General features: G+C 28.6%; 13 protein-coding genes. 4 read left to right on the top strand and 9 right to left on the bottom strand.

All coding sequences use genetic code 11. The features are described from left to right. Positions 1-2 precede the first annotated feature (2 nt). Positions 3-257, bottom strand: coding sequence for a DUF4212 domain-containing protein (locus tag EGM88_RS02125; RefSeq protein ID WP_123896318.1), 255 nt, complete (start codon positions 255-257; stop codon positions 3-5). A gap of 62 nt (positions 258-319) precedes the next feature. Here EGM88_RS02125 and EGM88_RS02120 point away from each other — a divergent pair, with 62 nt between their 5' ends. Beyond that, positions 320-1,105, top strand: a complete 786-nt coding sequence (locus tag EGM88_RS02120) for a sulfite exporter TauE/SafE family protein (RefSeq protein WP_123896317.1) — start codon at positions 320-322, stop codon at positions 1,103-1,105. Between the two features lie 47 nt (positions 1,106-1,152). Here the strand turns inward: EGM88_RS02120 and EGM88_RS02115 are convergent, their stop codons facing one another. From EGM88_RS02115 to EGM88_RS02100, 4 genes are all read right to left on the bottom strand, one after another. Then, positions 1,153-2,052, bottom strand: a complete 900-nt coding sequence (locus EGM88_RS02115) for a Ppx/GppA phosphatase family protein (protein WP_123896316.1) — start codon at positions 2,050-2,052, stop codon at positions 1,153-1,155. 1 nt (position 2,053) lies between these two features. Continuing rightward, positions 2,054-2,542 carry a SixA phosphatase family protein gene (locus EGM88_RS02110; protein WP_123896315.1) on the bottom strand — a complete coding sequence of 163 codons (489 nt, stop codon included), beginning with the start codon at positions 2,540-2,542 and terminating at the stop codon, positions 2,054-2,056. 90 nt (positions 2,543-2,632) lie between these two features. After that, positions 2,633-3,280: a pyridoxamine 5'-phosphate oxidase gene (gene pdxH / locus EGM88_RS02105; protein WP_123896314.1), complete on the bottom strand. Its 648-nt coding sequence runs from the start codon at positions 3,278-3,280 to the stop codon at positions 2,633-2,635. 1 nt (position 3,281) lies between these two features. Continuing rightward, a complete protein-coding gene (locus EGM88_RS02100) occupies positions 3,282-4,760 on the bottom strand; it encodes a sodium:solute symporter (protein ID WP_123896313.1) in 1,479 nt (492 codons plus the stop codon). A 179-nt stretch (positions 4,761-4,939) separates the two neighbouring features. Here EGM88_RS02100 and recR point away from each other — a divergent pair, with 179 nt between their 5' ends. Further along, the gene (gene recR / locus EGM88_RS02095) at positions 4,940-5,560 is read left to right on the top strand and encodes a recombination mediator RecR (RefSeq protein WP_123896312.1); all 621 of its coding nucleotides are present in this window, start codon (positions 4,940-4,942) and stop codon (positions 5,558-5,560) included. 19 nt (positions 5,561-5,579) lie between these two features. Here recR and EGM88_RS02090 read toward each other — a convergent pair whose 3' ends face one another. Both EGM88_RS02090 and hemH read right to left on the bottom strand, forming a co-directional pair. Then, positions 5,580-6,128, bottom strand: coding sequence for a CopD family protein (locus EGM88_RS02090; RefSeq protein WP_123896311.1), 549 nt, complete (start codon positions 6,126-6,128; stop codon positions 5,580-5,582). Positions 6,129-6,229: 101 nt separating this feature from the next. Beyond that, positions 6,230-7,261, bottom strand: coding sequence for a ferrochelatase (gene hemH, locus EGM88_RS02085; protein ID WP_123896310.1), 1,032 nt, complete (start codon positions 7,259-7,261; stop codon positions 6,230-6,232). A gap of 358 nt (positions 7,262-7,619) precedes the next feature. Between hemH and EGM88_RS02080 the strand changes: the two genes are divergently transcribed. Then, positions 7,620-11,123: a TraB/GumN family protein gene (locus EGM88_RS02080; protein WP_123896309.1), complete on the top strand. Its 3,504-nt coding sequence runs from the start codon at positions 7,620-7,622 to the stop codon at positions 11,121-11,123. Here the strand turns inward: EGM88_RS02080 and EGM88_RS02075 are convergent. After that, positions 11,120-11,620 (bottom strand): TrmH family RNA methyltransferase, encoded by a 501-nt coding sequence (locus EGM88_RS02075; protein WP_123896308.1) that lies wholly within the window; start codon positions 11,618-11,620, stop codon positions 11,120-11,122. The genes EGM88_RS02080 and EGM88_RS02075 overlap by 4 nt on opposite strands. A gap of 37 nt (positions 11,621-11,657) precedes the next feature. Next, on the bottom strand, positions 11,658-12,536 hold the full coding sequence (locus EGM88_RS02070; protein WP_123896307.1) for a helix-turn-helix domain-containing protein: 879 nt from the start codon (positions 12,534-12,536) through the stop codon (positions 11,658-11,660). Positions 12,537-12,740: 204 nt separating this feature from the next. Here EGM88_RS02070 and hemA point away from each other — a divergent pair, with 204 nt between their 5' ends. Further along, positions 12,741-13,988: a glutamyl-tRNA reductase gene (gene hemA, locus EGM88_RS02065; protein ID WP_123896306.1), complete on the top strand. Its 1,248-nt coding sequence runs from the start codon at positions 12,741-12,743 to the stop codon at positions 13,986-13,988.

Raw genomic sequence — 13,988 nt, 5'->3', positions numbered from 1 at the left:
CTTTAAGTATCGTAACCATACTTTTTGTCTAGTTTATTCATTAGGCGTACATAAACGAAAATCAGTATAACAAACACGAAAATAGAACCTTGTTGAGCAAACCAAAACCCAAGTTTAAATCCTCCAAGCCTGATAGTGTTTAATTCAGTAACTAATAAAATTCCAAAAACGTAGGAAACTAAAAACCAAATTGATAGTAGGATGGCAAGGTATTTTAAATTTTCTCGCCAATATTTTTTGTGTTTTTCTAAAGCCATAATTTGTAAAATATGTAGCAATATAAAAATATAATCTTTAATTTGTGTAATTAATTGTATTTATGATAGATTTTTTACAAGTTTTATTGCAATATTGGGAAATTATTATACTTTTTTTTATAGTTTCTGTACTTTATGCTTCTGTAGGGTTTGGAGGTGGATCTAGCTATTTGGCAATTTTAGCTTTAACAAGCTTAAGTTTTGTTCAAATAAGGGGCATTGCTTTATTATGTAATATAGTTGTGGTAAGTGGGGGTACTTTTATCTATTTTAAAAAGGGATATTTTGATTGGAAAAAAAGTATTCCACTTGCATTAGTTAGTGTACCAATGGCCTTTTGGGGCGGATATTTGAAGATTAGTCAAGCTTTATTTTTTATTCTATTAGGAATTACGTTAATAGTGGCTGCATTTTTAATGTGGAATGCTAAGTATATAGTGAACGAAACTAAAAATATAAAACAACATTCTATTCTAAAAAATAGTTTTTTTGGTGGAGGCATTGGTTTTATTTCAGGAATAGTTGGTATTGGTGGGGGCATTTTTTTAGCTCCATTACTTCATCTAACCCGTTGGGATAGCTCTAAAAAAATAGCAGCTACTTCTGGCTTTTTTATATTAGTAAATTCAATGGCTGGATTGTTTGGGCAATACCAAACCAATTATAATAGTTTAAGTTATTCTTTTAATATTACACTGACTTTACTTTTAATGATAACGGTACTTATAGGAGGTCAAATAGGATCACGGTTAAGTACGACAAAACTTTCGCCATACACAGTTAAAAGAATGACGGCTGTATTAATTGCTCTAGTTGGACTTAGAATTTTATGGAAAAGTTTTTTTTAAAAAGTATGATTTTAATTAATTACCGTTTTTGTTTTTTATAATGTGTGTTATTCCTCTAATTTTCCTAAATGTAATGCCTTAATAATACCATCAGCTAAGCCAATTTTTGGAACAAAAATATTTTTGGCTCCACTCCATTTCATGGCATTTAAGTATATTTTACTTGCAGGAATAATTACATCGGCACGATCAGGATTTAAGCCTAATTCAGTTATTCTGTCTTCATAAGACATTTCTTTCAAAAACTTGAATTGAGCTTTCATATAAATATAAGAAAGAGGTTTCCCTTCACGTCTCATTGACATTTTAAAAATTTTGTTGATGTTACCTCCAGATCCAATAATAGATATTTTTGAGATGCCTTTACTTTTTTCTTTAATCCATTTTTTAACTTCTTTATTTATCTGCTTATGAGTTTCTTTATCAATTTTACGAACGGTACCCATTTTTGTAGATTTTGAAGCTATAATTTTACCTTTACTAAATAATGTAAATTCGGTGCTTCCACCACCAACATCAACATATAGATAGGATTTTTTTCCTAAAATTAATTCATTTAAATCTGTAGAGGATATAATGGCAGCTTCACTTTCACCATCAATAATATCAATTTTAACGCCTGTTTCTTCTAATATTTTTTTTACAACTTCTTTCCCATTTGTAGCTTCTCTAATTGCGGAAGTAGCACATGCTTTATATTTTTCTACACCATGAACATCCATTAGTAATTTAAAGGCTTTCATGGTATTAATCATCCGGTTTATACTATTTTCTGAAATAATACCCGTAGTAAATGAATCTGCACCTAATCTAACAGGCACACGTACTAAAGCAGATTTTCGATATTGAGTAGTATTATTGTTTTTAGTAATAACATTTGCTACTAATAGACGAACGGCATTTGAACCAATATCTATTGCAGCATATTTTTTTATTTCTAAGCCCATTTTATTTGTAATGTTTAGGGAATTCTTGTAAAAAGGTTTTTCCTTTTTTTATATTTTTCCAATGTTTTGTGTCAAATTTAATACCAATTACTCCACAAGTAGGTACATGACTTATAGGTTCGCTTCCAAATTTATTAACGAAGGTATTAATGCCATGATCATGACTAAAAACTATAGCTGATTTAAATCCATCATCTAATGCTTTAACTGTCTTTATAAGGTAACCATCGCTAAAACTATATAACGATTTACTTATTTTTAGATTTGATAGAGGGTAATTAAAAGTGTAACTAAAAATCATACCGGTATGTAAGGCTCTATTGGCACAACTAGATAAAAACACGTCAGGACATTTTATTTTTTTTAGCAATACTTCAGATATTAAATAAGCATCGTTAATACCTCTTTCTTTTAAAGGGCGGTCAATATCTTTGATAGAAGGATATGTCCATGATGATTTTGCGTGGCGAACTATATATAGTGTTTTCATTCAATGCTCCGCTTTATACGGTTTTAATATTATATTACTATTTTTATCATGAAGCTAAAATACAATTTAAACATAACCTATAAAAGTAAATTAAGGTGCTAAACGCTCTTTTATCCAATTGTAATCATTGTCTAATGTATATCTAATTCTATCGTGCATGCGGTTGGGCCTACCTTGCCAAAATTCGATGCTTTTAGGTTTTGTTATAAAACCACCCCAATAGTTGGGACGAGGAATTTCTTTACCTTTAAATTTATTTTCATACTCTTGTAATTGTTTGTCTAGTAATTCTCTTGAAGGTACTACTTCACTTTGATTAGACGCCCAAGCTCCTAATTTACTTCCATCTGGTCTTGATTCAAAATAGCCATCTGATAAATTTTTTGCTAATTTTTCTGCATCTCCTTTAATAATAATTTGTCGTTCTAAAGAAGGCCAAAAAAAGGACAAACATATTTTAGGATTTGCTAAAATAGCTTTTCCTTTTTCAGAATTATAATTGGTATAAAAAATAAATCCTTCCCAAGTAAATTTTTTGAGTAGAACAACTCTGTTTTTAGGATATCCATCTAAACCTAAGGTAGCAACATTCATAGCATTAGCTTCAAGTACGTTGTTATCATTATCTGCAATAAGAAACCAATCTCTAAATAATTCGATAGGGTTTTCTGGAGTATTTTCTTCCAGTAAAGCATCTTTTTGATAGGTTTTTCTGTAATTACTTAAGTCTTTTTCCATATTACGAAGTTACTATTTCTTCTTTGTCTTTTTTTCTAATAAACCACAAACCTATCATTGTGATTAATCCATTTAGGGGTAAAATTTCCCAATGGAATTGATATTTTCCTATAATACTTTCTGGTAAATAAGTAATTGCAAAACTTATAGAAATTGCAAGTAAGGCAACTATCCATGCATATTTATCCTTAATCTGATATTTAGTAAAGATACCAAAAACAAATAATCCTAATAAAGGACCATAAGTAAAGGTTGCAAATTTGAATAGGTTACTAACCACGTTTCCGTCAAGATAATTAAATATTATAACCACAATCATTAACAAAAGAGATACTCCGATATGTACTTTTTTACGCAGTGGCATTTGCTTTTCAATAGCCTTTTTTTCTATACCTAGAACATCAACTGAGATAGAGGTGGTTAAAGAAGTTAATGCACTATCCGCACTAGAATATGCCGCTGCTATTAACCCAATAATAAATACTACTGCTAATGGTGTACCTAAATCTTGATTCATGGCAATTTCAGGGAATAATAAATCGGTTCTTGTTCTTCCATCAACGATAGGAATATCAATTCCTAAATTTTCTGCATAAATAAACAGTAAGGCCCCTAATGACAGAAAGAAAAAGTTAACAATTACTAATAGGATAGACATCGAAATCATATTTTTTTGAGCATCCCTATTGTTTTTACAAGTGAGGTTTTTCTGCATCATATCTTGATCTAAACCAGTCATTGCAATAGTAATAAAAATACCTCCTATAAAATATTTCCAAAAGTATGTACTGCTATTAGGGTCGTCAAAGAAAAATATTTGTCCTTTTTCTGCGAAGGCATCAGTTTTTAAAAATTCTAAATAGGTCCAATCTAATCTATCATTAATTAAATAAATTGCTAGACCTACGGCAGATAACATTGTTAATGTTTGTAAGGTGTCTGTCCAAACTATTGTTTTAATACCACCTCTAAATGTATAAATCCATATCAAAACAATCGAGATTACTACGGTAAGCCAAAACGGAATTCCCATTTGTTCAAACACAATGTATTGCATGGCAAGAGCTACCAAAAACAATCTAAAAGAAGCTCCTGTAATTCTTGAAAGTAAAAAGAAAAAAGCTCCTGTTTTATAACTAACTTTACCAAAACGTTGCTCTAAATATTGATAAATAGAAGTTACATTCATTTTGTAATAAATAGGTAATAAAATAAAAGCAATGAGCAGGTAGCCAACTAAAAAACCAAATACACCTTGCATATAGGCAAATTGTTCACCACCAATCATACCAGGAACCGAAATAAAGGTTACTCCTGATAAGGAAGCTCCAATCATTCCAAAAGCTACTACGTACCATGGGGATTTGTTATTTGCTTTAAAAAAAGTTTCGTTAGTAGCTGATTTTCCTGTTAAATAAGAAATTAATATTAGTACAAGAAAGTAGGCAGCTATTAATAAAAGAATATGAAAAGGTTGCATAAATTGATTTTAAATATAAGCTACGAATATAAGAATTTTATGTTTTTATGTTGTCAAAATTTGTGAAATTGAAATTTGTGAATATTTCAAAATTCAGGTTAAAGAAAATCATAATTTGATTTCAATTAAAATCTTCAATTTTAAATTTTAAATGTTCAAAATTTCCTTAATTTTACACAATGAATTTTTCTTCGAAATTATTAGAAAATGCGGTAAATGAAGTGTCTCAATTGCCTGGTATAGGCAAGCGGACAGCTTTGCGTTTGGTTTTGTATTTGTTAAAACAACCTAAAGAGCGTACTACTTATTTGACTGAAGCTTTACAACGTTTAAAAGAGAATGTTAAATTGTGTAAAAACTGCCATAATATTTCTGATGTTGATCTTTGTGAAATTTGTGCCAATAAAAATAGAAATGAAGAAGTAATTTGTGTGGTAGAAGACATTAGAGATGTGATGGCTATTGAAAGTACTGGTCAATTTAGAGGAATGTATCACGTTTTGGGTGGAAAAATATCACCTATAGAAGGTGTAGGTCCTCAAAATTTAACTATTGATAGTTTGGTAAAAAAGGTAAGAGAAGGTAACGTAAAGGAAATTATTTTTGCATTAAGTCCTACTATGGAAGGTGACACTACTAATTTTTATATTTACAAGCAGCTTGAAAATCTAGATATTAATGTTTCTACAATAGCCCGAGGAATTTCTGTTGGAAATGAATTAGAATATGCAGATGAAGTTACCTTAGGGCGAAGTATTTTAAATAGAATTCCTTTTGAAGGCAGTTTAAAGCAGGATTAGTTTTTGTAACTAACTTAAATTATTTATCCCAGCTTCTCTTATCACGGATACGTTTGTATAATTTAATGCCAAGCATTAATAGAATAGAAATTCCAACAATTCCTAAGGTGCCAAAAATCCAGCCTAAAGAGTTTTTTAGAACTACTAAAAAAACAATGGCAAAGAGTAGGATAGTGGCAACTTCATTCCAAATTCGTAAACTAAGAGCAGAATATTTTAAGGTTCCTTTTTCTATTTGATTCACCATGTGTTGACACGAAAAATGATATAAATATAATAATAGAACAAAACCTAATTTTATCCACATCCAATTGGTAGATAGCCATATTGGTTGAGTGTGAAGAAGTAAAGCGGCAAAAATAAAGGTAAGTATTGCAGATGGCCATGTGATGATATACCAAAGTCTTTTTAGCATTAAATGATATTGTTTTTGTAATATATCTTTTTCTAATTCAGGCTTATTTTCTGCTTCTTTATAATAAATAAATAATCTAATCATGTAAAAAAGACCGGCAAACCATGTGGTCACAAAAATGATATGAAGTGATTTAAGGTATAAATAATTCACTTGAATAGTTGTTTGTTAAAAGTTGTTAGCGTGTAAATTACAATTATTTAAATTATAAATTCTAAAACTGATATTCTAAATAAAATTTTATTTTTTTATAATTATAAGGTTATTGGCTCACCAATCCATTCGTTAATCCATTTTACCATAACATCAACCCAATTGTCATTGTCATTTAAGCAAGGTATATGTTTGTAATTTTCTCCTCCAGCATTTTTAAATTGTATTTCTCCTTCTATAGCAATTTCTTCTAAGGTTTCTAGGCAATCAGATACAAAAGCAGGAGTAACTACAGCTAAATTTTTAACACCTTCTTTTCCAAAACGTTCTAATTCAAAATCTGTATAGGGTTTTAGCCATGGGTCTTTTAATAATCTCGATTGGAAAGAATTGCTATATGTGCCTTCTTTTAATTGTAATGCTTTTACAATACCTTTAGTGGTTTCAAAGCATTGGTGTCTATAACAGGTTCTATGTGCTCTAGAATGATTTTCGCAGCAAGATCCATCTATTTTACAATGGGAATTTGTAGGGTCAGATTTATAAATATGTCTTTCAGGAATGCCGTGATATGAAAATAGTATATGGTCGTAAGTAAAATTGTCTAGATGCTGTTTTATAACTTTACTCATTACTTGGATATACTCAGGTTTATTATAAAAAACAGGCATTACATCCATTTTAATTGTAGGAAAGTATTTTCTGTTAACTTCTTTAGCTTTTTCAACTACTGTTTCAAAAGAAGACATAGCGTAGTGAGGATACAAAGGCACTAAAAGAATTTCTTCAACTCCTTTTTTTTCTAGTTCTTCAATTCCTTTTTTTATACTCATAGATCCGTAACGCATCCCTAAAGCAACAGGAATATCTAATTTGTCAGCAACTTTTTTTGTAAATCGTTGAGAAATTACAACTAAAGGAGATCCTTCTTTCCACCATATTTTTTTATACGCTTTGGCAGATTTTTTAGGTCGGGTATTTAAAATAATTCCTTTAATTAACAATACTCTTTTCCATCTTGGAATATCAATAACACGCTTATCCATCAAAAACTCATCCAAATATTTTCTAACATCTTTCACTTTGGTACTATCTGGAGAGCCAAGATTAACTAATAAAATTCCTTTCTTCATGAATAACAAATTGGCTTGCAAAAGTACAATTATTAGTCAAATTCTCATCTTAAAAAAAACAAATCAAAAAGATTTATTAAAATAAGAGTTAAACTACCATAAATATGAGTTTTGCTTATTTTTAAACCATTATTTTAAAATAATAAATATATTTATTGTTTATAGAATCATTTAAAAGTAAAACATTTAAGTTTATTTTAGGACAATCCAACTTAAAATTGTTTTATTATTGAACAAAGAAATCTCATTATCTTTTGTTAATTATCTTTTTTGACTTCTAAATACTATAATCGAGTAAGTTAAACCTTCTTATGTTGTTGTTTAGGTAGATGAATAAGGTTTAAAATAAATATATTTCATGAAAAAAATTATTACTATTATTTTATTTGCAGTATCTTCTTTGCTTTCTGCTCAACAAAAATATCAGAGTCTACTTTGGAAAATATCTGGTAATAACCTTGAAAAGGATTCTTATTTATACGGTACTATGCATGTGAGTAGTAAAGTTGCATTTCGGTTAGATGATATCTTTTATAAATCTTTACAAAAAAGTGAAGTTGTTGCATTAGAGTCCGATCCAACAGAATGGTTAGAAAATAGCTATGATGATTTTAATAATAGAATGTCTTATTATAGGTCTAGTAGTTACTATGATAGAGATTTTTATAGTGTTTTGTTTGAGATGCCTTTTCCTGAAAAACAAGCTATTAGAAGAGCAATACGGTTAGATAATTCTTTGGTAAATAGTTATTTGTATAGAAAACAACTAGGATCAGATAATTTTGAAGAAGAAACATATTTGGATATGTTTATTTATCAGGCAGGTAAAAAAAATGGTAAGCTTGTGGTAGGACTTGAAAATTTTAAAGAGTCAAGATATTTGGTAACAAAGGCAAGTTATAATAGAATAAAAAAACAACAAGACACATGGTTAAAAAAACTATATAAAGAAAAGCCGATGTATATGTTGACGGAAGATGCTTATAGGGATAGAAATTTAGATTTATTAGATTCGATCGGAGCCGCAACAAATACAGAATATTTTAGGAAGTTTATGTTGTATAAGCGAAACGAAAATATGGTTAATAAATTAGATTCTTTAATGCGTGTTAAATCAGTATTTTCAGGAGTTGGTGCAGCTCATTTACCAGGAGAAAATGGTATAATTGAAATGTTAAGAAGAAGAGGGTATACGGTAACGGCTTTAACATCAAAGAGAACTTCTTTTGCTTCTTCTATGAAAACTAAGTTGGAATCAACCTTTGTTGAACCAAAAGTGTCTCGAGAATCAACCCCAGATAAGTTTTTAAGTATTTTAAGTTTTGAAAAATTATTAGAGCTCAATTTTTTTAATCAAAAATATTATGTCGCTACTGATATGGCTAATGGTGGATATTTGGCTATTACCAGAATTAATACTTTTGATTGTTTGAATGTGAAAGAGAATTCTAAAATAGATTTAAATGATATTGATCATTTGTTATATGAAGATATTCCGGGCAAAATAATAAAAAAAGAGACCTTAACATTTCCATATCCCGGCCTGAGTATTTTAAATAAAACCAAGAAAGGTGATTATCAAAAATATCATATTTATAAAACACCACTAGAAATTATTATAATAAAATTGGGTGGTAAAAGTAATTATGTATTAAACTATGCTGATAAAATTTTTAATTCTATAACTTTCAAATCTAGTTTAAATGAAAGGACGGAGTTTACACCTGATTTTGGTAAATATTCAATTAACATTCCTCAAAATTATATTTCAGGTAGTTTTGAAGTTGCGGGCAAAAACTTAATTCAGGCTTTTGATAATAACGGCTATTATTTTTTGCAAGAAGTGCCAGTACATGATGTGGATTATATTGAAGAGGATGACTTTGAGGCTAAATATATTCATAAAGCATTTTATAAAAGTTTAAAGGTGACACAAAAAAATGGAGAATTTATTAAAGAAGGTGGTTATGCATCTTATATGTCAAGTGCATTTTTAGATTCTGTACAACGAAAACAATTGATTTTAAAAAGTGTTGTTAAAGATGAAACTTATTATTTGTTGGGTTATGTAGGTGAAAATAAAGATAAAGCTTCTGAATATTTTAATTCTTTTAAATTTAAGGATATACATTATAAAGAAGAATTTGAGCAAGTTACAGACACTTCACTGTATTTTACTGTAAATACAACTGTTAAACCTCCTTATAGTAGTTATTATGGAGGAGGAAGAAAAAAGGTAAAACCCTATAATGCAAATATTAAAAAGAAGCAATACGGTTCTAATACCAATGAGAATATTTTTATAAAGCGAACTAAATATCACGATTTACAAATGTTTAGTAATGTTGATAGTTTATGGAGTCAATTAGATAGAGCCTATATTGGTAAATTCCATTTAACTAACAAGCAAAAATTAAAAGAAAATGGACTTAATACCTATTCTTTTTATGTAAAAGATAGTTTAAGTGCAAAGCGAATTAGAGTAAAAAATATTCTAAAAAAAGGAGTGTTATTTGAATTAAAAACGATGGAAGATAGCTTAAGCACTTCTTCAAAATTTGTAGAAGAATTTTATAAAACTTTTACGCCTTTAGATACACTTTTGGGTAGAGATGTTTTAGAAAATAAAGTGGACGATTATTTTATTGCTTTAAAAAATAAAGATAGTCTAGTTGATCGTGCTCATAATTTGATACGCTTTACTGAAAATGATATTGATAAAATTATTAGTGTATTAAACTCATATAAGTTTGATAAAGATGAAAAATACGCGAAAGGAAATCTTATTCGTCAATTGTCAGACTTAAAAAGTGATAAAACATCGTCGTTTTTAAAACAGTTGTATCTAAAATCATATAGCGAACCCGAAACACAAATAAATATAATAAAAGCTTTAGTTGCTAAAAAGAATAATGAGTCTTATCAATTGATATTAGAGTTATTAGAAAATGATTTTCCTATAGGTAATTATTCTATGAACTCTATTTTTGATAGTTCAGGAGAGAAAGATTCTTTACAAGTAAAAAGTAAGTTGTTTCCTGAATTGTTAAAATATTCTACAGTTCAAGAGTATAAAAAACCTATCTATAGTTTGTTGTCAAAGCTTAAAGACAGTAGCTTAGTAAAACCTAAAACTTACAAAAAATACAAGGAACAATTGCTTAATGATGCCAAAATAGAGTTAAAAAGAAGTCTTGCTAAAGGTAATTCTTATAGTAAATCTAAATATGCTAAATCCTTGTTAACGTATTATGTAAATTTATTATTTCCTTATAGAGAAGATGATAAAATTTCAAAATTTTATACAAAACTCTTAGAAAGTGATGATGTAAATGCATTGAGTAACTATTATGTATTGTTGAAGAAAAATAAGGAATTAATTCCAACACAATTGGAAGAGAAAACCATGGGTAATATTAAAAACATTAGTGTTTTAATAGATAAATTAGAGCAAAATAAACTGTTGCCAGAAATAGTTAAAACAGAAACGTTTCAGCAGAAGTACGCCCAATCTAAATTGTTTTCTGAAACTTATTACAGTCAAGATAAAGATGAAATAACGTTCTTTAAAAAAGTAGAGCTTATTGTTAATACGAAACAAATCGAAGTATATTTTTTTAAATTAAAAAATGTTAATGATTACGCTAATATGGATTGGTTGTATTTTGTTGCTTTTGAAAAAGAGGGAGATCAAATTAATACAAAACCTTATCTTATGACTGAGAGTAGAGGTCTTATGCTTAACGATGCTAAAACCGATCAAGAATTGGTTGAAGAAGTATTAAGTTTAGTTAAGTATAAAAATAGAAAACGTTTAAATCCTAATGGGTATAGTAATTCATATTTGGGAGGTCATTATTAATTAATTTGATTTGTAATTTCATATAAAGCTATGGCTAAACTATGAATTACATTCATAGAAGAATTGTTGCCATACATTGGTATTTTGATGCTTTTATCTAATAAATTAACGTCTGAAATTCCGTTTCTCTCGCTGCCGACAACTAACGCTATTTTATGATGTTTTTTAAAATCAAAATCTTGAATTTTGGTGCTATGGTTTGTGATTTCTAATCCTATAATAAAAAAGCCTTCCTTTTTAAGTTTTAAAATAACTTCGTTAAAGTTAGTATACCTGTCGTGCTCAATTTGATGAATTGTATTTCTAGCAGTTTTTTGAACTTTTCTGTTTGTTATGTCTATTGAATTTTCATGTAGGTATATTTTTTCAACACCGAAAGATTCAGAAATTCTAAAGCACATTCCAATATTTTCTGGAGTTCTAATAGCATCGCAAACAATAGTAATTGGAAATTTTCTGTAATTGTTCTTTATTTCGTTATGACTAAGTTGTTTCATATTGTTTTATAGCGAAGAGGTTTTGTTTTTAATCGTATTAAGATTGGCTTATGTATTTTTTTGGTGTTGTGCCATATTTCTTCTTAAATGCAGCTATAAAATGACTTGAAGTGCTGTATCCAACTTTTAAGCCTACCTCATTAACATTATATTGGTTGGTTTCTAATAGTTGTCTAGCTACTTCCATTTTATAATCAAATAAAAAACTATAAACCGTATCTCCGTAAAGCTGTTTAAATCCAGATTTTAACTTTTTTAAGTTGAGCTCAACTTCGTTAGCTAAATCTTGTAAACTTGGTGGTTCTGTCATGTTTGCAATTATAATATCTTTTGCTCTTCTAATTTTGAGAACATTTTGCTCATCAACTAAAAAAGGACATTGTTCAATATCTGCTTCACCACCATGGTTAAAGCATAAACTTAATAATTCATAAACTTTTCCTTTTAGATATAAATTTTCTATAGAGCGATGAATGTTGTAGTTTATCATCTGATTTAAAACTACAGAGATTGAGGGTGTTATTTCTTTGGTGTTGTAGTATTTTTTATCCTTGTTATCATCTGTTAAAAAATGAATATAGTTTGCTTCTTCTGAAAATAATGAATGAAATTTTTTTATGGATATAAATAATGAAACTACCCATGATTTGGCAGAAAGTTCTAGGTGTAAAGGTAAGTCTGTTTGCGGGTTGTAAAGTAATAATGAATATTCTTCAGTAATGTCAAAACTATAATTTCCATTATTAAATAAAAATTTAGAAAAACCTTTTATACAGAAATGAAATTGAATATAGCTGCTGTCAATGTCATAGGTAATAGTTTGAGTTTCATGTTCTTCGTTTAGCGATTTTAGAATTACAACACCAGGTTCAATTTCGTTTTTAAGTGTAGGACTTTCTGCGTTACTTTTTAACATTTTTATACGATGTATTTTTACTGTTATTATTTAGAATTATTCTAAATTAAGACTTTTGATAATGTCTTAATGTTAGCAAATATAAGGCTTATAATCAAATTTAAGAGATTAAAATCTGCAAAAAACTTAGAGCGATAAAAATAATCCTTTTAGCGTTGTTTTTATTCATTTACTAATTATATTTTTGCGTTTGATTGAAAGATTATGCAACGATATCACATTTCAAAACATCATTCATTTTACTGTATTGGATTAAGTTATCAAAAAGCCAATGCGGTAATTAGAGGTCGCTTCAGTTTAAACGATACTGCTAGAACCAATTTACTCAAAGAAGCTTCTGCTGAAGGTATAGAGGAAATTATTGTAATTTCTACTTGTAACAGAACGGAAATTTATGGTTTTGCTGAACATCCTTTTCAACTCATTAAATTACTATGCAAATACTCAAAAGGTACAATAGAAGAATTTGAGAAAGTAGCTTATGTTTATAAAAATAACGAAGCTGTAAATCATATTTTTCGTGTAGGAACAGGATTAGAAAGTCAAATTTTAGGCGATTTTGAAATTATTGGCCAATTAAAGAAAAGTGCATTGGCTTCCAAAGAATTGAATCTATTAAAAACTTTTCTAGAACGATTAACTAATAATGTAATTACAGCTAGTAAACGAGTTAAAACCGAAACAGAAATTTGCTCGGGTGCTACTTCGGTTTCTTTTGCTTCAGTTCAGTATATTTTAAATAATGTAAAGGACATTTCTAATAAAAATATCTTATTATTTGGCACAGGAAAAATAGGTAGAAATACTTGTGATAATTTAGTAAAACACACTCAAAATAAACACATAACTTTAGTTAATAGAACCAAAGATAAAGCGGTAGAAGTTGCAGGTAAATTTGATGTTACTGTAGCAAATTATGCTGATTTACAAACGGAGATAAAAAAAGCAGACGTTTTAATTGTAGCCACTAGTGCACAACTACCTACAGTATCAAAAGATATTATTTATAACGATAAACCTTTATTGATTTTAGATTTATCGATTCCTAAAAATGTATCAGAAGATGTGCTAGAGTTAAAAAATGTAAGTTTAGTACATTTAGATGATCTTTCACAAATTACAGATGATACACTTCAACGAAGAAAAGCACAAATTCCATTAGCCGAAAAAATTATTAGTAAAATAGAGGATGAATTTAAAGCTTGGTTAGAAACACGTAAATTTGCTCCAACAATAAAAGCCTTAAAGTCTAAGTTGGAAGAAATTAAATCTGAAGAGATTGATTATCAGCGTAAAAAAATACCTGATTTTAATGAGGAGCAAGCAGTGTTGTTGTCAGATAGAATTGTTCAGAAAATTACAAAACAATTTGCGAATCATTTAAAAGATAATGAGACATCTTCTGATGAGAGTATTGAACTGATTTCAAAGGTTTTTCAGCTGAATAATTAA

It is taken from the genome of Aureibaculum marinum, assembly GCF_003813905.1.
Lineage (GTDB): Bacteria > Bacteroidota > Bacteroidia > Flavobacteriales > Flavobacteriaceae > Aureibaculum > Aureibaculum marinum.
This window is presented reverse-complemented; position numbering and strand designations above follow the sequence as displayed.